Source organism: Oceanobacillus sp. M60, from assembly GCF_053839645.1.
Genome location: NZ_JBSSNH010000001.1, coordinates 710,752 through 732,000, shown reverse-complemented (window position 1 = coordinate 732,000; position 21,249 = coordinate 710,752). Strand labels below are relative to the sequence as shown.

Below are 21,249 nucleotides of genomic sequence, written 5' to 3'. Positions count from 1 at the left end.
TGTTTAGTAGATTGGGTATAAAATATCCTGTGCTGTTCAAAATATAAAACAGCACAGGCAATATTTTAATAACAATCCCAATTAAAAAGTACTTTACTAAAATCTTTGTTTTTCAAATCCTCTTCAGAGATAAAGAAATTCCCGACACCGGAATCCCCCCATACAATCTTTTCGTCGGCACTGTCTATTTGCAGCAGCAATATATCTGCATCTTGATAATCTCCATAGGCGCGCGGGTCTTCCTGCGTAAAGAAGGGATAGCCGCCAAGCTTATGGCCTGTCCCGTTAAATAGCTGGAAGAATTCTTCCTCTAGCTTTTCATCATGGTTTATTTCATCGAATATAGCTGCATACATTTCATCACTGCGATAATCGCCTCCTGTGAGAGCTTCCAAGTCTGTCTCAAAAGTTAATCCCATTTCCTGCTCGACAGGGAAAAACAGCTCATCATCTGGCATTTTTACAAAAGAAAAGTCTTGGATTAATTGGGATTCATCCTGAATTACTTTTTCATGATAGATTACTCGAAACCCAGATTGATTTTGTCCATCATCAAAATCTACTCCCAGCAAATCATCATTGCCATCAATATAAAATTGCAAAATCCCTTTATGGGGAAAATGCGGTAAATGAACAGGAACGTTTTCAAAATTAATTTGCGCCAATAGTTTTAGAGGAATTCCCTCTTCATTTTTAGGGTATTCCATAGAAGCAGGGAAGTAAGGGTCACCTGCAAATTTGCTTTCGAATAATGAAGTTTTACGCTCCGTAGTAGAAACCTTTACAATTGGTATCAGTGTGTCTTGAATGAGAGAGCGGTATTGCTCGAATGCTTCAGGTAATTGTAATGATGTTTTGTCTGGCATAATAAACCTCCTGAAATTCAGTTTATTCTGTATAGTAGTTACTATAGCAAATCAGGATAATCAAAGAAAATATGAGAGCAAATAATTCATATATTGAAGGTACTCAGGGTTGTAGTAGAGAAACTTGTTGATGAGCGAAATATATTACTGGGGATTTCAGTGATTAGAGTAGAATATATTGACATATTTTTAGAGAGATTATAGATCATTTTAAAAGGTAACTGCAATTATCATGCATATCCAAAAAAAAGTTAACCGTCCTGTATCTTCCGAATATCAGGAAAGCTAACTTCGTAAATCAGATATTTTTTCTTTAATCAGCCGTCTACTACATTATAAACAGTATGTATGTCACTTTATTTGTAATACACAAAATTATCGTTAAGCATTTACCGATATATATAGCATAGTGAATTTTATCGGGATCTCTCCCAAATCGTTCTTCATTTTAGAGACAAATTAGAGCAGGGAAAGTAATTCCTAATTTATTAATGTAAGAAATCCTCGCCCAAAATGATATACTTACTACCTTTTTAACCCATCCAGAACAGTAGAGGTGAATTTATTCATTTCCTCCACGATATCAAATTGTTCTCCGAAAATAATCCAATCATAGATGGTGCCTCGCATACACCTCGTAATTAATACAGATACTTCTTCCGTCGTTAATCCTTCCTTAAATTCTTTATTCTTAATTCCTTCCTGAACAAAAGAGTTAATTACTTGATAAAGATTCCTGTTTGGGTCAGATAAATAATGATTTTTGTTAATGGTTAGCGACATTGCATTCATGTATACAGTTCTGATTAAATCTTTCCCTAACTCGTCACGTAAATAAATCATTTGGGCTTCAAAAAATATAAGAATTTTTTCACTTGCTTTAATGTCATTTGATATTCCTTTCTGAAATTCCGAATAGAAATTATCAATATCTTTAAATTTTTCATTGAAAATATCATATTTACTATTGAAATGCACATAAAAAGCCCCTTTAGATACATTACAGGTTTTTACAATTTCATCCACCGTTACATTATCAAACCCTTTTTTATCAAAAAGTTCTAGCCCAGTTTCCAAGAGTGCTTTTTTGGTCTCTAGGGCTTTTAGCTTTCTTGCTGTTATATGTGTCATAATATAGCCCCCTTTCATTTAGAATAGCATAATATTTTTGAAATGTAGAATCAATCTTTTGAAAAGTCTTGACTATTTTTAATTTTACATTTATTATGTTGTTAATGCATTTCGGTGACCGCGGTATTTGACTTTAGTATGTGAAATATAAATATAGAAGAAGAATGGAGGTTTAACAATTATCAAACAGTAAAATGACAGCGTTTCCATTCGTGAAAATTATTTGAAGGAGGGGTTTGATGGACACAAAGAAAGTTGGTTTTATTGGGTTAGGGAATATGGGTTATCCAATGGCAAGCAATTTACTAAAAGCGGGTTATACCGTTTATGGAGTAGATGTAAACAAAATGAATGAAAAGAGGTTCGCTGAAATTGGTGGAAATATTGGATTCACATCCGCCACACTGCCAAGTGAAGTAAATCTTATATTTACTAGCTTGCCAACGCCACCCATTGTAGAAAGTGTTTATTTAGGTAACGAGGGCCTTGTAGAGAATGGAAAAACATCATTAACATTGGTTGACCTAAGCACAGTTTCTCCAGAATTAAATAAAACGATTGCAAAAGCTGCCTTACAAAACGGGACTCAATACTTAGGCGCACCAGTAAGTGGAAGTGTAACTGGCGCAGAAGCAGCCAGCTTAAGTGTGATGGTTGGAGGTAACAAAGAAACATATGATTTCGCATTACCATACCTAAAAGCAATCGGCAAAAACATCTTTCATGTAGGAGAAGACCATGGAGTGGGAACTGTTGTTAAATTAATTAATAATTTAATGGCTGGTATTCATACACAGGCCGTTGCAGAAGCTCTATCTATCGCAGATGCAGCAGGGTTAGATCATAATATCGTTTATGAAATCGTAAATGTAAGCTCAGGACAAAGTGATGTATTTAGACGAAACTATAAAAATTTTATAGCTAAAGATGAGTATTATAAAGGAGCATTCACTACGGAGCTACTATTAAAAGATTTAAGGCTGGCAAATTATGTTTCCAATTCATTTAAAACAAAATTGCCTTTAGGTGAAGCGTTAGTAGACTACTTTGAATCTAATATAAAAGGTTACGAAGATAAAGATATGTCGACAGCATATCTCATGTTAACAGAACAAAAGGTTGAACCTGCTAAGTAGTTTTTAATAATTAATAAGATACTATTGATTTTATGAAAAAATACTAAATGGGAGGAATTGACGATATGGCTACGGTAACGTTAGATACAGTAACACATTATATCAATGGAGAGAAAGTGAAAGGACAGAATGATAAGTTTGGTTATGTATACACCCCGTCAACTGGTCAGAAAATAGCTGCTGTTCCTTATGCTTCCGATGAAGAAGTAGATGAGACGATACAATTAGCCAAAAAGGCTGCGGCAAAATGGGCAAAAGTTTCTGTGGGTAAAAGAGTTGAAGTTCTTTTTAAGTTCCGTCAATTATTAGTTGAAAATACAGAGGAATTAGCACAGTTAATAGGGAAAGAAAACGGAAAAACAATTTCTGATGCAAAAGGAGAGATAAGCAGGGGGATAGAGTCAGTTGACCTGGCAATTGGAGCGCCGCAAATACTTAAAGGGGAATATTCTGTTAATGTTGGCGGGGAAATAAATGCTTATTCCATGAAACAGCCGCTTGGCGTTGTAACATGTATTTCTCCTTTTAATTTCCCAGTTATGGTACCGCTTGCAATGAGCGTGATGGCGGTAGCAGTAGGAAATGCAATGATATTAAAACCATCCGAAAAAGTTCCATACTCTGCTATATTACTCTCGGAGCTATGGGAAAAGGCTGGTTTACCTGCTGGTGTTTGGAATGTTGTAAATGGGGATAAAAATACGGTCAATGCCATTATTACACATCAAGATATTCAGGCGATAAGCTTTGTAGGGTCTACAAAAGTAGCTGAATTTATTTATGAAACAGGTACGAAGCACCATAAACGTGTCAATGCTTTTGGCGGTGGGAAAAACCATATGGTTATTATGCCAGATGCCGATATTGATAAAGCAGTCGATTCCTTTCTAGGTGCTGCTTACGGTTCAGCATCGCAACGCTGTATGGCCATATCCGTAGCGATGCCAGTAGGGCGAAAGACGGCAGAAGTATTTACAGGGAAGCTAAAAGAAAAAGTGGAGAAGCTGAAAGCTGGATCTTATGATGATGAGACAGCTGACTTTGGTGCAGTAATAAGCGCCGAAGCAAAACAAAGCATTTTAAGTGCTATTGATGAAGCAGTAAAAGAAGGAGCTAATATTGTTGTAGATGGAAGGAACCCTGATGTGGAGAACAAGGAAGGATTTTATCTCGATGCTACGTTATTAGATAATGTTACTTCTGATATGAATATATACAAAGAAGAAGTATTTGGTCCGGTACGTACAATCACTGCAGTCGATTCAATTGATGAAGCCATACAGTTAATCAATAATCATCAATATGGTAATGGTGTGACCGTATTCACCGATAGTGGCCGTGATGCTCGTGAATTTACTCAAGAAATTGAAGTGGGAATGGTTGGCGTAAATGTACCGATTCCAATTCCTGTAGGTTATCATAATTTTGGAGGGTGGAAAGATTCACGATTTGGGGAAGGGCAAATGTTTGGTCCAGATACTGCTCGATTCTTCACTAAAACTAAAACGGTCTCCGAAAGATGGTTTGACCAATCCGCCTCGGATGAAACTAATTTTGATTTTCCTAGCAGTTAATTGAAGGGGCCATTAAAACTGGCCCCTAATCTTTTTAACAAGAAAGCACAGAGTCTCTAATCTGTATTAAGTTTCCTGACAGATAGATTAGTACTTTCATCAACTTTATACGAACAGTAAAATGTAAACCCTTACAAAAGGATGGGGATCAAATGGTAGGGATATTATTAGGCTTAGTCTTGTTAATTGTCCTAGCCTATCGCGGGTGGTCAATTATCTGGATCGCACCGATTTGTGCTGGAGTTGTGGCGGTATTTGGTGGGCTTGACTTGCTTGATGCATATACAAATACATATATGCAAGGATTCGTCGACTTTACGAAGAATTGGTTTCCTGTGTTTATGTTAGGTGCAATCTTCGGTAAGTTAATGGAATTCAGTGGCATGGCTCAGTCGGTGGCGGAAGGTATAATTAAAGTTTTTGGTGAAAAGCAAGCAATTATTGGTGTAATTATGGCTTCAGCAGTTTTGGCATATGGTGGTATTAGTGTGTTCGTTGTTGTGTTTGCTGTCTATCCACTTGCGGTAAGTATGTTTAGGCAAGCGGATATTCCTAGAAAGCTGATGCCAGCTACAATTATAACTGGGATGATGACATTTGCTATGACGGCACTTCCCGGGACGCCGCAAATTCAGAATTTGATTCCAACTGCTTATTTTAATACAACAGCGGCAGCTGCACCTGTTATGGGGCTTGCTGCTTCATTAGTTATGGGCGGAGTCGCTTATTTCTATTTAAAGAAAAGAGAAAAGAATTTAAAAAAGGCTGGCTACGGATTCCATGAATTAGAAAAAGATTCTGAAGCAAAAGGAAAGTTAATTGATAAACCGCCACACATTCTTTTGTCTTTACTGCCTCTAGTGTCAGTAATCATTACGCTTAATATTTTAAATTGGGATATTGTTGTTTGTTTATTAGTTGGTATCTTATTAATTATTTTATTCTCATTAAACCAAATTAAAGGTCTGATTCCTTCATTAAATCAAGGAGCTACGGATTCGGTAATGGCGATGATTAATACTTCAGCAGCGGTTGGATTTGGAACGGTGGTAGGAGTGGTGCCAGGATTCCAAAAATTAAGTGATTATATCTTGGGGATTGAGGCAAATCCACTTATTTCAATGGCTGTTGCATCCAATTTGATGTCTGGAGCGACTGGTTCAGCTTCAGGAGGCTTAGGTATTACGATGGAGGCTTTAGGTCAGAAATATAATGAAATCGCTGCGACATCTGGTATTGCACCAGAAGCATTTCATCGTATCGCATCCATCGCTTCAGGCGGTTTAGATGCGCTGCCACACAATGGAGCGGTAATAACAATATTGATTGTAACAGGACTAACACATAAAGAGTCATACAAAGATATTGCAGTAGTAGCAATTGTTTTCCCGATATTATCACTTATACCAGCTATTTTACTAGCAAGTGTGGGTATTTACTAAGGTTTATAGATAGCAAAGCCTGATGATCGTTACTAGATTTTTAAGTGATGAATTTATAATCCTGCATTTTGAACAGTGGATAACCATGTACTATCCTATCCTATCCACTGTTCAAAATGCAGGATTAATTTTATTATCATTAGTATACTTGAAAAAGAGGTGATTCACATGAATTTTGTTTTTGATATAGACGGAACGATTTGCTTTGATGGGAAAACAATTGATTCCTCCATTATACAAGCGCTGGAAGAAATAAAGGCAGCAGGGCATCAAGTGATTTTTGCGTCGGCAAGACCAATCCGTGATTTATTGCCAGTCTTGCCGAAATCTTTGCAGCAAGAAAAACTGGTTGGAGGGAATGGAGCATATACTTCAAACGGGAAGAAGATGGATGTTATCCATTTTCAAGATAGCCTGCTTACAAAACTGATTATGCTGGTAGAAGATCATCAAATAACTTATTTAGCAGATAGTGACTGGGATTATGCGTTTACTGGAGAGAAGACACATCCTATTTATAAGAATATTAATCAGTCTTCCGCACAGAACAGAGAGTTAAGAAGTCTGCCTAAGCTGTGCAAGCTGGTTTTGTTTCAGCCGCCGCAACGTGTGATAGATGAGCTCGCCGAATTGCCTGTAAATATAACCTATTATAAAGGGGAAAATGCGATAGATATCAGCCCGCTTGGAATTAATAAAGTAAGAGGATTACATAGCTTGCATGTTCAGGAGTTTATTGCATTTGGAAATGACAGTAATGATCAATGCTTGTTCGAAAATGCCTTGTACAGTGTCTGTGTTGGTGAACATGAAGTAGAACAATATGCATCTATATCGGTAGAGAAGGAAAAGGTAGCAGCAATGATAACCAAAGCATTGCATATGTATGGGAATCAAGAAATGCAAGGAGTATATATTTAACTAAGTCTCTGAACAAAGGGAGATGTCTAAATGCAAAATGAAAAATTTTCTATTTTTTTAACCATTGCAAAACAGCTTAATCAGAAAGAAATTACTCCTCTATTAATGGGGTCTGTAGGTTTAGAAATAGTTACAGGGAAGAACTGGGATACACAGGATCTGGATATACATGTTCCCGGTGATAAAAGAGGATGGGAGATTCCGCCAGAACAAGCTATCTATGATTGGGACGACATTATGAAGGCCATGCTATCTCTGGGATACAGCTTTGTTGATTTGCATGAGCATGAATTTGAAAAGGATGGGCTGGCTGTCGGATTCGGTATTATGGACACATTGCCGGACTTTGCGGGGATATCGCTTGAGGAATTAGAACTCCATCAGCAGGGAGATGCGACGTATTATCTTTTAACATCTGAGCAATATTTGAAAGTGTATGAGGCTTCCTTTAAGGACAGCTATCGTGCGAACAAAAATAACCAGAAAGATAAAAAGAAAATAGCTTATCTGCGTGACTTGATTTGAAGAGGATTGCTGTTTCTATTAAAATATAGCTCTATCCCTAACTATATTCTAGGGCCACAAAAAATAATCCCTCGTATGCTTTAGCGGGCGTTTGAGGGATTATTCAATAACTCAGCGCTACTCATTATGATGAAGTAGTCTATTGTAAAAACCGTTCGGTGTACCAGCACCGGACGTATATTCATTTATATTTTAAGAATACGCTATAAATATAAAAATGGAAAGATTAGGAGATGTGTATCTTTAAACACTTTTACATACATTTATGAACGTTCTGTTCATAATAGCCCTTCCTCTTCCTATAAAGTTAACTATATTGTGTCAGTTATCATGTGAATATAGGAAAAAGCATCGCCGTCCCGTATAATACAAGACAAGAAATCCTATTTGGAGCGTGAATTTCATGAAGAAAAAAATAATCCTGGTCTTGTTTGGATTGTTGGTTTTATTAACTGCCTGCAGTGGAGAAGAGGATAACCCCGAAGAAAATACACTGGACGAAACCGGGGATATCAAGGAATTAGTCCATCATTATAGTACAGAAGAAATTGTTGACGAGAATGCATCGATTACTTCCGAGCAGCTGATTGTAACAAATGATGAGGGAGAGGAGGAAGCAGTATATGATTTGCCGGAGGATGAATTTTTTGTTTCGATAGCTCCCTTTGAACAGCAGACGCATCCTTGTGAAATTCATAGTTTAACAGGGTGTCAGGGAGAAATGGTTCAGGAAGAATTCGAGGTTTATATTGAAAACGCAGCGGGCGATGTGGTTATAGATGAACCCATGCAGACAGAAGAAAATGGCTTTATTGATCTATGGCTTCCTCGAGATGAAACCTATACGGTGGAAATCAAACAGGATGGAAAAGAAGTAACATCAGAAATCAGTACATTTCAGGATGATTTCACCTGTATCACAACGATGCAATTAATATAAGTTATTGAGATGAAGGCTGTCTGGAGTATCCAGGCAGCCTGTTTTGATGCCAAGGCAAAATGAGTTTGCAGGTTATTCTACTTTATTTTTTGTTTTTAAATAATGTTTTTGACAATAGCTGATGACAAAGCTGCGAAATGCGCTGGTTGCCGGGGATAGATAATCGTTTTTTCTGGCAGCCATATAGATAAACCGGTGATAAACAGGTTTTTTTATGTTAATGACTTTAACCGGAAAATGAGAAAGCGCCCCAATATTCGGAATCACGGCAATTCCATAATTGGCTGCGACCAGCCCGGCCATGGCATTATCTTCTTCCACTTCACAAATAATTTCAGGAGTTAAATTTACTTTATGAAATAATTCATCAACGATGGGACGCAGCCCGCTGTTTTGGTTGAAATAAACATAGGGATAGCTGGCTGTCTCCTCTAAATCAATACTTTCTCTGCCTGCTAAAGGATGATTTTCTGCAACAATTAATACAAGCTCCTGCTCTGCAACGGGTGTAAATTCAATGTCAGGCTCATTGTATTTCATCGAACAGAAGGCAATATCGTACATATTTTCTTTTAGATTTTGAATTATATTTTTGGTGGTTCCCTGATAAAAAGAAAAAGAGATATTTTTATAGGCACCTTGTTCCGAGAAGTTCTTAATCAATTCTGGAATGAAATAAGGCCCCAGCGTATAAATAAACGCCAGATCAATGACTCCATGAGACGGACTTGTCAGTTCACGCAGCTTTTTTTCTCCTCTTTCCAGTTCAGCCAGTGACCTTTCTACATATTCAAGAAAAAAATGACCGTATTTTGTTAAACGAATATTTCTGCCTTGCTTTTCAAATAAATAGACACCAAGATACTTTTCCAGCTCTGTAATGGCGTAACTTAATGTCGGCTGAGAAATGGAAAGCTTATTCGCTGTGTTGGTAAGGTGTTCACTGTGCGCCAGTTCTCTGAAATAGTGAAGCTGTTTCAAATTCATTTTCATTCCTCCATTCGTTTCGGAGCGTTCTATATATTTATTATGCTATGATTCATAGATAAAATCTATTGATTTGTTGAAAAAACCTATTAGATTTATGAATCAGTATCAAATATAATAAAGGTGTAAAGGAAATTAAGGAATAAAAAGCAGCTTCAAATTTTTTTAAAACTAATTGTGAAATATTTCACGAAATAATAAAGTGGAGGTATTATAATGAGTGTATATGAACATATTTTCCAACCGTTAACTGTCAGAAGGATGACGATACCCAACCGAATCATTATGCCGCCTATGGGAACAAATTTCGCCGAAGTAGACGGATCGATGAATGATGAGCATATAATGTATTACGAGCAGAGAGCAAAGGGAGGGACTGGATTAATTATAGTCGAAAATGCTTGTGTATCTTTTCCAATGGGATCGAACGGAACAACACAGCTTCGTATTGACCATGACCAATTTATTCCCAGGTTATATAAATTAACAGAAAAGCTGCATAAACACGGGACACAAGCAGCTATTCAAATCAATCATGCAGGAGCATCTGCTGTGCCGGAAAGAATTGGACATCAGCCGGTATCTGCTTCCAATGTTCCTTCGAAAGCGGGAGGGGCTGTTCCAAGACCGTTGGAAAAAGAAGAAATCCTTGAAATTGTTGAAGACTATGGTAAATCAGCTAAACGTGTGGTTGCTGCCGAATTTGATGCAATTGAAATCCATGCCGGACATTCCTATCTTCTGAATCAATTCTTATCACCAATCTATAATAAACGGACCGATGAATTTGGAGGAAGCTATGAAAATAGAGCACGATTCCCGCGGATGGTCATCGACCGTATTCGTCAGGAGGTCGGTCCGCATTTTCCAATCAGTCTCCGGGTAAGTGCCGATGAATTTGTAGAGGGCGGCAATACATTAGAAGATATCCTGCATATCCTGGAATATTTAGATGATGAAGTAGATATCTTTAACGTATCAGCTGCAGTAAATGATACCATCCAATATCAAATCGACGAAATGAATTTAGCGGATGGCTGGCGTTCTTATATGGCAAAAGCAGTGCGGGAAAAATTCCATAAAACGACGATTACAACAGGAAATGTCCGTCAGCCGCTGACAGCAGAAAAAATTCTGGCAGAAGGCGATGCAGATTTAATTGGAATGGGACGCGGCTTGATTGCAGATCCGAACTGGGTCAATAAAGTAAGAGATAGCCAGGAAGATATGCTTCGAAAATGTATTTCATGTAATATCGGCTGTGCCGGTCATCGTATCGCTCTGAACCGTCCAATAAGATGTACGGTGAACTCGGATTTATTTGGCGGCGATGCGTATAAGGATAGAAAAGTGAAGAAGGACGTAACGGTTGTTGTGATTGGCGGCGGAACAACGGGGCTGGAAGCAGCATGTACAGCAGCGGAAGTGGGATGTAAGACATTTCTTATCGAAGAAAAAGCAGAACTAGGCGGTTTAGCCAGAGAGATTTCGAAGCTTCCTGATAAGAAGCGGATTTTAGATTTTCCTGTATATCTGGAAAAAAGAGCAGAGCAATTAGATAATTTGACAATTTTAACAAATTCAAGAGCAACCATTGCGTTAGTGGAAAGCCTAAACCCCGATATTATTGTTAATGCTACAGGGTCTAAGCCGTTGTTGCCGCCGATTGAAGGTCTCCATGATCGTATTGATAAGGAAAACAGCAGTATTTATTCTATTGCTAAACTGCTTCAGCAGATTGATGAATTTGAAGCGCAGTATTTAGAAGGAAAGAAAATCGCTGTAGTAGGCGGCGGTGCTGTCGGTCTGGATGTGGTAGAATTCTTCAGCAAACGTGGCAGCGATGTCAGCATGATAGAAATGATGCCGGCAGTTGGCGCAGGCTTAGACCATATTACAAAAATTTCAATGATGACCATGCTGAAGGATTATGAGGTCGATGTTCGAACCGAAACAGCATTGACGAAAGTAGAAGACAATTCTTTCCAAATCAAACATCAAGACGAAGAAGAACAAATGGCATTTGATTATGGATTTATCTGTCTGGGAATGCGTCCTAAAAATAAAGAAGTTCCAGAATTACAGCAATATTTCCAGGCAAACCATGTGGAAGTCGTAAATATCGGAGACAGCTGGGGCGCCAGAAAAATTATGGACGGCACACGTGAAGGAAGAAATATTCTTACAACATTAGAGAAAATAGGTGCCTTTGAAGAACCAGAGAAGAAAGAAGCGATTCCTTTTTAAAGGATTCCTAATTATTCATCCCAAGGAGGAGAAAAAATGATCAAAGCCGTGGAAGTAAAAAATATTCGTATCGGTGAAGGGATGCCAAAGATTTGCATCCCGATGGTTGGCAAAACGGTTGACCAGTTGATAGAAGAAGCAGATTTTCTAAAAAGCCTGGAATGTGATGTAGTCGAATGGCGTGTTGATTTTTTTGAACAGGTTGAGGATATCGAAAAAGTAAAAGAAGCCCTTACGGAGATACGCAAGGTGCTTCCGGAGATGCCTCTGATATTTACTTTCCGCAGCTTCAATGAAGGAGGAGAAAAAGAGGTTTCTGTTAATTATTATTTACAACTGAACCGTGAAATATCCGCAACAGGGCAGGTTGATATCGTTGATGTCGAACTTTTCAATCAACCCGAAGATGTAAAACAAATCATCGAAACCGCGCATGAACATGGTGTATTTGTTATCATATCAAACCATGATTTTAACAAGACGCCAGATAAGAAAGAAATCATAACCAGACTTTGCCGGGCTCAAGAGCTGGACGGCGATTTACCGAAGATTGCTGTTATGCCGGAAACAACGGCAGACGTACTGACATTATTGGATGCTACGAGAGAAATGAAGGAGAAATTTGCTGACAGGCCGATTATTACAATGTCGATGGCAGGAAAGGGAGTCATTAGCCGTCTCGCTGGGGAAGTATTTGGCTCTGCATTAACATTTGGTGCGGCAAATAAAGCATCAGCGCCCGGACAGGTTGCAGCGGCGGAATTAAAACAGACGTTGCATCTGCTGCATCAGAGTTTATAAAATAAAAACCCAGTTAACCAGGATAAGATGCTTCCTAATAAAAAAATGGGATTATTGCAGTTATTCATGTGAAATATTTCACAAATGTAGTGGGGCATTAGAGTGTAGTGTATAGGTAAAATAGAAAAAATCAATGATATGTTATCAAAAATTCAGGAGGGAATTAACATGACAGATCAAGGCAGAATCGACGGAAGAACAAAATTGATTGGACTGACAGCAACACCTATTGGACATTCTTTATCTCCGGCAATGCATAATATGTCATTTCGGGAACTGGGACTAAATTATGTCTATATGGCATTTGAGGTAGATAACAAGCAGCTGGAGGATGTTGTCACCGGGTTCCGGGCCTTAAACCTGCGCGGATTTAATGTTTCCATGCCGAACAAAACAAAAATACTTCCATTATTGGATGAATTAACAGATGGAGCGCGTTTTGCAGGTGCTGTGAATACCGTATTAAACGATAATGGGCGATTAATAGGCTATAACACAGATGGAATTGGCTATTTTCGCAGCTTGAAAGAAAATCATATCGATGTAAAAGGAAAGAAAATCACCCTTTTGGGAGCCGGTGGGGCGGCAACGGCAATTGCTATCCAGGCAGCTCTGGAAGGAGTAAAAGAAATTTCCATTTTTAATCGAGACGATGAATATTTTAACCGGGCGGAAAATAATACGGTGATTATCAATGAAAAAATGGAAGGGGACTGTATAGCAAATGTGTATCGGTTAGAAGATAAAAAAACGTTGAAAGAAGAAATTGCAGCAAGCGATATTTTAACAAATGCAACAGGTGTTGGAATGAAACCCCTTGAAGGGCAAGCCTTAGTTCCCGACCCTTCTTGGCTGCGTCCGGAATTGATTGTTTCCGATGTGGTCTATATCCCTAGAAAAACAAAGCTGTTGGGGATGGCAGCGACCGTTGGCTGCCAGGCAATCAATGGTCTTGGGATGATGCTTTGGCAGGGCGCTGCCGCATTCGAATTGTGGACAGGTCAGGAAATGCCGGTGGAATATGTGAAAAATCAGATGTTTTGATTACGCTGTACTGATTTGGAAGGGTAAGTCATCAAAATGCCGTATTAATCCTATTCTGTGGGAGGAGAGCGTAAACTCCCACAGAATGATGAATCATTTTATATCCAGTAGAAAATAAAAAGTCCTTCAAATGAGAGGAGAAAAAAATCATGAATACGAAAAGATATTATCCAGCTGCATTGGCACTCTATATTACTTTTATTATCCATGGTATTGGAGTATCTATTCTGGCACAATATAAAGATGAGCTGGCAGAGCTGTGGGGAGCAGCAACCTTGCCCAATGGCGCGTTGGATGTAAGTATCGTTTTTACCGTTATTGCTGCATTAGGGCTGGGGCGTCTGATTACGCTGCCAATCTCAGGACCTGTTTCCGATAAATTTGGCAGAAGAGTTTCCAGTCTGATTGGTGTCGGTTTATATGTATTATTCTTTGTTGGAATCATTTTTGCTCCGAATTTCTATGTTGCTTTTGTCTTTGCCTTATTAGGAGGAGCTGCCAATTCCTTTTTGGATACCGGGGTTATTCCATCCCTTATGGAGATTTTCGGTAAAAAGGGCAGTATAGCGAATATGTTCACTAAGTTCTCTATATCTATCGGACAGTTTGCATTACCTTTTATGATAGGGTTTGTGGCTGCCAGCCAAATGTCATTCCAAACCGTTTTTTACTTTGTAGCGATTCTGCTCGCTATAGACGGTGTGTTGCTGGCTTTTGTGCCATTACCGCCAAATAGCAGTACCCAAAAGACTGATAAGAACCAGAAGAAAGAAAAAATGAAATTCACAGCGACAAGCGTGGTCATTATTCTTATTGCATTTACATGTACTTCTACATTCCAGCTCTGGCTGAATGCCAACCAGGAATTAGGAACATTATATGGTATGGAAAATCCAAGCACCATTCAGTCCTATTATGCCATCGGATCTATTGTTGCTGTATTATTAACGGCTGTTTTCATCAATAAAAAATGGCTCAAACCAGTTCAAGTGCTTATTTTATATCCAGCGATATCAGCGGTTATGCTGCTTATTATTTACTTTATAGAAACGCCGGCTATTTTACTGATTGGCGGGTTTATTCTCGGATTCGCTGCAGCTGGCGGAGTATTACAGTTAGTAACATCCACAGCAAATGAACTGTTTCCAAAGCATAAAGGAAAAATCACGTCCATTGTTATGATTTCATCCAGTCTGGCTAACTATATTATTTTAAGTGCAGCTGGTGTGATTACAAGAGTTGGCGGTGTAGACGGACCAAAATATGTTTTATTGTTTAACTTTGCCATAACAGCTATAGGTGTGTTGCTTGCAATTTACGTTAATAAAAGATATAAGAAAGAGAATGAAGGTATGGTAGAAGCCGCGTAAAGCGTGTTACAGTGATTTAAGCACGGTTCTATTTCAAATCGAATGGAATGGCATAGGAAGCACCATACAGTGGGAGAGGGCAGTCTCTCCCGTTGGTAAAATGACAGACCCCCAGGGTTGTTCCAGAGGGGATAATTACTTTGATGGTGAATGAATGGATACTAGCTGAAAAAGGTGATGCAAAATGAAAGAGAAGAAAAAATTCCATTACGCTTGGGTGGTCTTAATTGTCTGCTGTATGATCAATTTTGCCGGCTTAGGTACAATTTTCAACACATCGGGTATATTCTTTCCTTCTGTTACAAAGGAATTGGGGATTGGCACAGGAGATATGTCTTTATACATGACTTTTCTATGCTTGGCAATGTTTGTGGCTTCTCCTTTAGTGGCAAAATTATTACCTAAAATCGATGTCCGCATTACATTATCTGTTGCCTTTGTGGTAGCTCTTTCGGCTATTGCTGCCATGTCGTTATATACAGAAATATGGCAATGGTACCTTTCTGGTATCGTTATCGGATTTGTCGGAGCATTTATTTTTTATATTCCTATTCCGGTTATTGTTCAAAATTGGTTTCACAAAAAAACGGGAATGGCTTTGGGAATCATCGGTGCTTTTACAGGTATTGGAGGAGCAATTATGAATCCGGTGATTGCTTCTTTCATCGACAGCTTTGGCTGGAGAACTGCATATGTGATCACCGCGATTATTATCGGAGTGATTGTCCTGCCTTTCACCATTTTTGTTTTACGCTTTAAACCGGAGGATAAAGGGTACAAACCATATGGCTATGCAGAAACCTTAGAAGATCAAGAAACCTTTAAAAAAGAAAATGAAAAGGGCGTACCTGTGAAAGTTGCGATAACGAGTTTAGCTTTTTTCTGTGTAATTATCATTGCTTCATTTTCCGGGTTGATCAGCGGATTAAACCAGCTGTTAACCTCCTACGGTGATACTGTCGGATTAACCACTACAGCCGCTGCCACATTAGTTTCGGCTTCGATGATATCGAACCTGCTTACCAAATTTCTCTTTGGAGCAGCCAGTGATAAATTTGGTGTGAAAATGACGTTGATTGTCAGTGTGCTGTTGATTGCATTTGGCTTCAGTCTATTTTTCATATCTCATGGAACCTATGCTACCGTGTTTACTGCTTCCCTTCTGTACGGTATTCATGCATCGGTTATTATCGTCGGGCTGCCATTGATTACAAAAGAATTATTTGGAAAGAAACATTTTGTTGAAATTTTCTCTTATGTAACGATGGGACAGGCGTTAGTAAAGTCTTTCGGATTTGCGGTCTTCGGTTATATGTATGACCTTTCCAACAGCTATGAACCAGCTTTCATGTTAGGAATCATTATCTGTGTGCTGATGGCTGTGTTGACAGTCGGGGCGTTTCGGAGCAGGAGAAAAATGGAGATTGTTATGAAGAAAGAGATTGGGGAAAGTATGCAGTGAAATGCTTTTCTAAAAATCACGTACAAGGATATTAGTGTAATTATAAAAACAGTATATTGAGCGGAGTTTGTCTGCTTTCTCTCAGGAGACTGAGATTCCTTGTAAGCAGGCTTTTAGACGGTGGGAAAATAGCATCGAAAAAAGAAGTTTTCACCGTGGAACTGACAGTATGTTGCAATCATCTTTAATTTGTAATTAAATTCCTTCCAGCTTTCATAATTGACTCACCTTGTACATACGCTAAAGCAAGGAGGATGATAAGATGGATAAAACTGATGAGCCAATGAAAAGAATGGCTAATTTGCGATTATCACATGCGGGATTTGCTCAGTATTATAAGGAATTATTAAGCAGAAATCATCATCTTTTTAAGGGAAGCCGAAAAAATAAATCTCACCAGCATTTTTTTCAGAAGGTTCATCGGGCGAATTATTTTGATATTACATAGAATTTGCTTGATGCAAATATAAAACGAAAATTCATTTTTTCGTGATAGATCAGCTTCAACATTGTTCTAACCGTTTGGTATACTTAGATATCAAGCGGTTTTTTATGATGGTTAAGAACGGTTTTAATCTACATTTGAAAACAGGAAATGCGTTTGCGTTATCGATAAAGGGTAAATACGTAACGATAAAGACATCTTCTCTTTTTATCGTGCGGGAAACAATGCTACAATAATATAATGTCATACATTCTGCTGAAGCGGAATGTAATTTTGAATAGAGATGAGGCAGCTGGTAAAAAAAATTGCTGTCTGTGATCGATAAAAAAGACAATTTTACATGTTTGATATAGAGCAGCAGGAGGAGAAATCATGGTACGGACGAAACAGGACGTAGAACGGTTAGAAGCGGATCTGAACCGGATATACGACAGCATCGATATGAACTCGGAGGAGTTATTTAACAATCGAATCAAAGGAATATGGCAGAGGCTGAAAACAAGCTCAGGAAATGAACAATTAAAGACGATGCCTTTAGATACAATGTTAACAGTGAATAAAGAGCTCCCTGTAAACACTTTGAAGCATAATGGGCTGAAAACAATGAAAGATATAGCGGATAAACCAGCTCAGGACCTGGCGCAGCTGGATGGGATGGATGAAAAAACGGCAGAGCACATTTATCAGGCAGTTTCTAAAATAAAAGAAGCAGTATATAAACAGGCAACGCCGCGTGTGAATCCGGATGATATTTCTGATGAAGATGTTCATTTGCTGGAATCGATTTATAAAAAATGGCATTTGTTAAACATTCTTGAAGAGATGCAGGAGAAATTTCAGGAGTATTATGATGAAACGATATCTGATATTGAAATGGCCAAGAAACAGAAAGGATTTTTTGGCGGTTTGTTTCAGCCGAAAGAGGAGAAGGAAAAAATACGGTCTGCTTTTGCCAATCTAAATAAAAACAAGCATCAAAAGGAATTAAAACAGATAAAGAAAAGATTAGATTATATGCTTGATTTTGAAGTGAGTAAAGAAGAGCTCAAAAAGCATTTTGAAAGAGAAAATGCCTTTTACTATACAGAAATTGAAAAAGCAACGGACTTTGACTCGAAGAATATTTCCGAAAGTCTGCCAGAAGAAGTGGTAGGAGCAGTAAATAACCATCCGCTTGATACGAATGGACTGCATATTACCTTAAGAAATTATCAAATTTTTGGTGCGAAGTATGCTTTGCTTTATAAAAAGACGCTGCTGGGGGATGAGATGGGCTTAGGAAAGACGGTTCAAGCGCTTGCTATTCTCAATCATCTCAGGCAAAACCATCAGGGACATGCTGTCATTGTTTGTCCACTAAGCGTAATCGCCCACTGGAAAAGAGAGATGGAACAGCGGTCTGCTTTACAGGCATTTATCTTTCACGGCAGCAATCGTGAAGAACAATTTCAGGCCTGGCAAGAAGGTACGGGTATTTTAATAACCACTTTTGAATTGGCGGGAACTCTGCCATTGGAAGGCAGTCATCATTTTGATGCGTTGGTTGTTGATGAGGCGCATTATGTGAAGAATCCGAATACAAAGCGCTCGCAAAATGTTTATCATTTGGCAGACGAAGCGGAGTATGTCTTATTTATGAGCGGAACTCCACTCGAGAACACGGTAGAGGAAATGATGCAATTGGTCTCTGTCCTGCAGCCGGGAATTGCGGATGACTTATCAGAAGAGATGCTGTTGCGTAATCCGCAAGCATTCCGTGAAGCCATTGCTCCAGTTTATTTAAGGAGGAATCGGAAGGACGTATTACATGAGCTTCCGGATTTGGAGATTATTCCAGAATGGGTTCCGTTTGGTGAAGAAGAGAAGAAGTTCTATCAGCAGGCAGTGAAAGAGGAACAGGTCATGGCCATGCGCCGTGCAGGCTGGCAGGGCGGATCTCAGAGTAAGTCACCGAAGCTTGAGAAGCTGCTTGAAATCTGTGAAAATGCAAAAGAAAACGGGCATAAAGTGCTGGTATTTTCTTATTTTAAAGATGTTATCCAGACAATCAGCAGTAATTTAGAAAACGAGGCACATCGCGTCATTACTGGGGATGTTTCGAATCATAAAAGACAGGAAATCATTGATGCCTTCACAGCGGATGAAGCTGGTTCCGTTCTGGTCAGCCAGATTACTGCCGGCGGTGTCGGGGTGAATATTCAGGCTGCCAATGTGGTTGTTTTATGCGAACCGCAATGGAAGCCGACAATGGAAGAACAGGCGATCAGCCGTGCTTATCGAATGGGACAATCTCGAAACGTTGTCGTTTATCGCTTATTAACGGAAGAGAGTATTGATGTGACAATGCTTGACGTATTAGGAGAAAAAGCGAATCTTTTTAACCTGTTTGTAAAAGAATCTGACACAGCATCACGCATTTTAGATGAGCAGGAGCTGGAAGAAGAAGAAGCTTCTATTCAGAAAAAAGTATTGAAGCTGGAGAAAGAGCGGTTTATGGAGACTGTGCGTTAAAAGACTTTTTGAATTGCATACACGGAAGAATTATCATATTTCTTATGTGATGTATTATGGAGCATGTTTCACCTGCAAGAAAGCCGGGAAAACCTTCTATAACGAAAAAGGAGGATGCCATGACATCATTTAAAGAAAGAGCCAGATATGCACGTTTTAAAAAGGTTCTGGGAGCTATTCTTGTCATGCCTATCATTGCTGTACTTGGATTTTTAGATGTCATTTCGGTATCCAATGCAGTTTCATGGTTGGCCTTAGCAGCTTTTATTGTGAGTTTAATTGTATTTTTCGTTTCATTTAAAGGAAAGAAGCCGCAAGTTTAAGGGGAGAATAATGAAAAAGATTAGTTTAGCAGTTCTTATAAGGGAGAGGAGAGCATGGTCTGTGACGATGCTCTTTTCTTATAGGGAAGTAGTATTAGTTTTTTCGAAGCAGGAATGAAAAAACTATAATTGTTTTATTTCAGAATAATTGCTAAAATAAATATAATTTAAAAGAAAGGAAGTGCTCTATTGTTTACAGTCCCCGTTATACTAGAAGAAAAAGCAGATTACATGAAACATGATCGGCTGACGAAAAAGCTGATACAAGAGTTTTTCGAGGAATTTATCGAAGGCTTCTTCCCCGACCTTCATCCCTACATTGATTTCTCCAACGTCACATTTCTTGAACAGGAAGTCTACCTGGATTATCTTGAAGGCTCCAAAAAGGAAATTGACGTGCTCGTCGAAGTAAAGTTGCATCACGAGGATAAAATTCTCCATATCCACACCGAAGCACAATCCACTCATGAGGCAGATTTCCCCGAAAGAATGTTTCTCTACTTCAGTTATCTTTACGCTAAACACCGCAAACCAATTCAACCTATCGCCGTTTTGAGTTATAATAGGAAACAAGAAGAACCCACGAAATTCAAAGTCGATACACCTACCCAAGAAGTACTTCAATTTAACTTTTTACAATTACAATTAAGAAAGAAAAACTGGAAAGAATATATTCAATCAGACAACCCGGCCGCAGCCGCATTGCTTAGTCAGATGGGCTATGAAGAACATGAGCGTGTCCAAGTAAAGTTGGAATTTCTGCGTATGATTACCCGGATGAAAATCAATCCGGCGCAAATGGAGTTTCTTTATGGTTATTTCGAAACTTATTTAAAACTAAATAAAGAGGAGGAAGAACAGATGATGGAGAAAATGGAAAACTTGCCGGAAGAGGAAAAAGAAATAGTCATGCAGCTGCCGAATTCTTATTTTGAGAGAGGAAAGCAAGAAGGAATAGAAGAAGGGATAAAAAAGCGGAACCAGGAATTAGCTTTGAAACTGATAGCAAGAGATATGTCAATCAGTGACATTGCAGAGATCACAGACTTAAGTGAAGCAGAAATTAAAAGGCTTGCTAGTGAGTAAATAAATAAAATAGATTATCTGTTTCTATAAACAAACAAAGTGAGCTGGTTTCATTGTAAATTGGCTCACTTTGTTTATATGAAGCAAAACTTATTTAAAACTAAATAAAGAGGAGTAAGCGCAAATGATGGAGAAAATGGAAAACTTGCCGGTAAATGATGTTGTGGGAAAAGTAATTTTATATCAGTAGCCTAAAAGGGAGCGGTTATGAAACCTGCCCCTTGTCATGTGGAAGTTACGATTGAATCCAAATAAACATATAGAAGAAAACATAAATTAGTAAAAGAATGCTAACAAATAGAATCGTTTGCCACCTGGCAAAAAGAAAAGCAGCGCTCGTGTCACCAAAGGGAGTTTGTTTCCAAATAGAAAATAAAGCATCTCCGAAAATATATACAGCATTGAAAAATAAAAAAGATGCTCGCTGCCAGGCTGAAA

18 protein-coding genes are annotated in these 21,249 nt (G+C 38.5%); 15 read left to right on the top strand and 3 right to left on the bottom strand.

What is annotated here, in order from left to right:
* Positions 1-65: 65 nt before the first annotated feature.
* Positions 66-866, bottom strand: a complete 801-nt coding sequence (locus ACW0TQ_RS03575; protein WP_341172426.1) for a YwqG family protein — start codon at positions 864-866, stop codon at positions 66-68.
* Positions 867-1,391: 525 nt separating this feature from the next.
* Positions 1,392-1,997 carry a TetR/AcrR family transcriptional regulator gene (locus ACW0TQ_RS03570; protein ID WP_042531286.1) on the bottom strand — a complete coding sequence of 202 codons (606 nt, stop codon included), beginning with the start codon at positions 1,995-1,997 and terminating at the stop codon, positions 1,392-1,394.
* A gap of 239 nt (positions 1,998-2,236) precedes the next feature.
* Between ACW0TQ_RS03570 and ACW0TQ_RS03565 the strand changes: the two genes are divergently transcribed.
* The 6 genes from ACW0TQ_RS03565 (at position 2,237) to ACW0TQ_RS03540 (ending at position 8,535) form a co-directional block, all read left to right on the top strand.
* Positions 2,237-3,133, top strand: a complete 897-nt coding sequence (locus ACW0TQ_RS03565) for an NAD(P)-dependent oxidoreductase (RefSeq protein WP_042531287.1) — start codon at positions 2,237-2,239, stop codon at positions 3,131-3,133.
* Positions 3,134-3,198: 65 nt separating this feature from the next.
* Complete coding sequence (locus tag ACW0TQ_RS03560; protein WP_455725347.1) at positions 3,199-4,707, top strand: CoA-acylating methylmalonate-semialdehyde dehydrogenase; 1,509 nt, start codon at positions 3,199-3,201, stop codon at positions 4,705-4,707.
* Positions 4,708-4,859: 152 nt separating this feature from the next.
* Positions 4,860-6,149, top strand: coding sequence for a GntP family permease (locus ACW0TQ_RS03555; protein WP_332094562.1), 1,290 nt, complete (start codon positions 4,860-4,862; stop codon positions 6,147-6,149).
* Positions 6,150-6,317: 168 nt separating this feature from the next.
* Positions 6,318-7,070 (top strand): HAD-IIB family hydrolase, encoded by a 753-nt coding sequence (locus ACW0TQ_RS03550; RefSeq protein ID WP_289584686.1) that lies wholly within the window; start codon positions 6,318-6,320, stop codon positions 7,068-7,070.
* A 30-nt stretch (positions 7,071-7,100) separates the two neighbouring features.
* A complete protein-coding gene (locus ACW0TQ_RS03545; RefSeq protein ID WP_289584687.1) occupies positions 7,101-7,595 on the top strand; it encodes a phosphoribosylanthranilate isomerase in 495 nt (164 codons plus the stop codon).
* 403 nt (positions 7,596-7,998) lie between these two features.
* Entirely contained in the window at positions 7,999-8,535 is a 537-nt protein-coding gene (locus ACW0TQ_RS03540) for a CueP family metal-binding protein (RefSeq protein ID WP_042531297.1), read from the top strand.
* Positions 8,536-8,607: 72 nt separating this feature from the next.
* Here ACW0TQ_RS03540 and ACW0TQ_RS03535 read toward each other — a convergent pair whose 3' ends face one another.
* Entirely contained in the window at positions 8,608-9,522 is a 915-nt protein-coding gene (locus tag ACW0TQ_RS03535; protein WP_042531299.1) for a LysR family transcriptional regulator, read from the bottom strand.
* 216 nt (positions 9,523-9,738) lie between these two features.
* On the opposite strand from ACW0TQ_RS03535, the gene ACW0TQ_RS03530 reads away from it, so the two are divergent.
* From ACW0TQ_RS03530 to ACW0TQ_RS03490, 9 genes are all read left to right on the top strand, one after another.
* Positions 9,739-11,769, top strand: coding sequence for an oxidoreductase (locus ACW0TQ_RS03530; protein ID WP_455725346.1), 2,031 nt, complete (start codon positions 9,739-9,741; stop codon positions 11,767-11,769).
* A 36-nt stretch (positions 11,770-11,805) separates the two neighbouring features.
* Positions 11,806-12,570 carry a type I 3-dehydroquinate dehydratase gene (aroD, locus tag ACW0TQ_RS03525; protein ID WP_193062607.1) on the top strand — a complete coding sequence of 255 codons (765 nt, stop codon included), beginning with the start codon at positions 11,806-11,808 and terminating at the stop codon, positions 12,568-12,570.
* Between the two features lie 168 nt (positions 12,571-12,738).
* Positions 12,739-13,614: a shikimate dehydrogenase gene (locus ACW0TQ_RS03520; protein ID WP_455725345.1), complete on the top strand. Its 876-nt coding sequence runs from the start codon at positions 12,739-12,741 to the stop codon at positions 13,612-13,614.
* A gap of 149 nt (positions 13,615-13,763) precedes the next feature.
* Positions 13,764-14,984: an MFS transporter gene (locus tag ACW0TQ_RS03515; RefSeq protein ID WP_212928571.1), complete on the top strand. Its 1,221-nt coding sequence runs from the start codon at positions 13,764-13,766 to the stop codon at positions 14,982-14,984.
* 184 nt (positions 14,985-15,168) lie between these two features.
* On the top strand, positions 15,169-16,446 hold the full coding sequence (locus ACW0TQ_RS03510; protein ID WP_212928570.1) for an MFS transporter: 1,278 nt from the start codon (positions 15,169-15,171) through the stop codon (positions 16,444-16,446).
* 262 nt (positions 16,447-16,708) lie between these two features.
* Complete coding sequence (locus tag ACW0TQ_RS03505; RefSeq protein WP_042531312.1) at positions 16,709-16,894, top strand: hypothetical protein; 186 nt, start codon at positions 16,709-16,711, stop codon at positions 16,892-16,894.
* 369 nt (positions 16,895-17,263) lie between these two features.
* The gene (locus ACW0TQ_RS03500; RefSeq protein ID WP_455725344.1) at positions 17,264-19,402 is read left to right on the top strand and encodes a DEAD/DEAH box helicase; all 2,139 of its coding nucleotides are present in this window, start codon (positions 17,264-17,266) and stop codon (positions 19,400-19,402) included.
* Between the two features lie 119 nt (positions 19,403-19,521).
* On the top strand, positions 19,522-19,725 hold the full coding sequence (locus ACW0TQ_RS03495) for a hypothetical protein (protein WP_139089045.1): 204 nt from the start codon (positions 19,522-19,524) through the stop codon (positions 19,723-19,725).
* Between the two features lie 189 nt (positions 19,726-19,914).
* Positions 19,915-20,811 (top strand): Rpn family recombination-promoting nuclease/putative transposase, encoded by an 897-nt coding sequence (locus ACW0TQ_RS03490; protein WP_052484954.1) that lies wholly within the window; start codon positions 19,915-19,917, stop codon positions 20,809-20,811.
* The last annotated feature ends 438 nt before the right edge of the window (positions 20,812-21,249 follow it).

What these genes read in the sequence shown, in the direction of transcription:
- ACW0TQ_RS03565 (WP_042531287.1), top strand. Translation starts at nt 2,237, where the DNA reads ATGGACACAAAGAAAGTTGGTTTTATTGGGTTAGGGAATATGGGTTAT.
- ACW0TQ_RS03540 (WP_042531297.1), top strand. Translation starts at nt 7,999, where the DNA reads ATGAAGAAAAAAATAATCCTGGTCTTGTTTGGATTGTTGGTTTTATTA.
- ACW0TQ_RS03535 (WP_042531299.1), bottom strand. Translation starts at nt 9,522, where the DNA reads ATGAATTTGAAACAGCTTCACTATTTCAGAGAACTGGCGCACAGTGAA.
- ACW0TQ_RS03510 (WP_212928570.1), top strand. Translation starts at nt 15,169, where the DNA reads ATGAAAGAGAAGAAAAAATTCCATTACGCTTGGGTGGTCTTAATTGTC.
- ACW0TQ_RS03550 (WP_289584686.1), top strand. Translation starts at nt 6,318, where the DNA reads ATGAATTTTGTTTTTGATATAGACGGAACGATTTGCTTTGATGGGAAA.
- ACW0TQ_RS03555 (WP_332094562.1), top strand. Translation starts at nt 4,860, where the DNA reads ATGGTAGGGATATTATTAGGCTTAGTCTTGTTAATTGTCCTAGCCTAT.
- ACW0TQ_RS03500 (WP_455725344.1), top strand. Translation starts at nt 17,264, where the DNA reads ATGGTACGGACGAAACAGGACGTAGAACGGTTAGAAGCGGATCTGAAC.
- ACW0TQ_RS03575 (WP_341172426.1), bottom strand. Translation starts at nt 866, where the DNA reads ATGCCAGACAAAACATCATTACAATTACCTGAAGCATTCGAGCAATAC.
- ACW0TQ_RS03530 (WP_455725346.1), top strand. Translation starts at nt 9,739, where the DNA reads ATGAGTGTATATGAACATATTTTCCAACCGTTAACTGTCAGAAGGATG.
- ACW0TQ_RS03570 (WP_042531286.1), bottom strand. Translation starts at nt 1,997, where the DNA reads ATGACACATATAACAGCAAGAAAGCTAAAAGCCCTAGAGACCAAAAAA.
- ACW0TQ_RS03560 (WP_455725347.1), top strand. Translation starts at nt 3,199, where the DNA reads ATGGCTACGGTAACGTTAGATACAGTAACACATTATATCAATGGAGAG.
- aroD (WP_193062607.1), top strand. Translation starts at nt 11,806, where the DNA reads ATGATCAAAGCCGTGGAAGTAAAAAATATTCGTATCGGTGAAGGGATG.
- ACW0TQ_RS03505 (WP_042531312.1), top strand. Translation starts at nt 16,709, where the DNA reads ATGGATAAAACTGATGAGCCAATGAAAAGAATGGCTAATTTGCGATTA.
- ACW0TQ_RS03515 (WP_212928571.1), top strand. Translation starts at nt 13,764, where the DNA reads ATGAATACGAAAAGATATTATCCAGCTGCATTGGCACTCTATATTACT.
- ACW0TQ_RS03520 (WP_455725345.1), top strand. Translation starts at nt 12,739, where the DNA reads ATGACAGATCAAGGCAGAATCGACGGAAGAACAAAATTGATTGGACTG.
- ACW0TQ_RS03495 (WP_139089045.1), top strand. Translation starts at nt 19,522, where the DNA reads ATGACATCATTTAAAGAAAGAGCCAGATATGCACGTTTTAAAAAGGTT.
- ACW0TQ_RS03545 (WP_289584687.1), top strand. Translation starts at nt 7,101, where the DNA reads ATGCAAAATGAAAAATTTTCTATTTTTTTAACCATTGCAAAACAGCTT.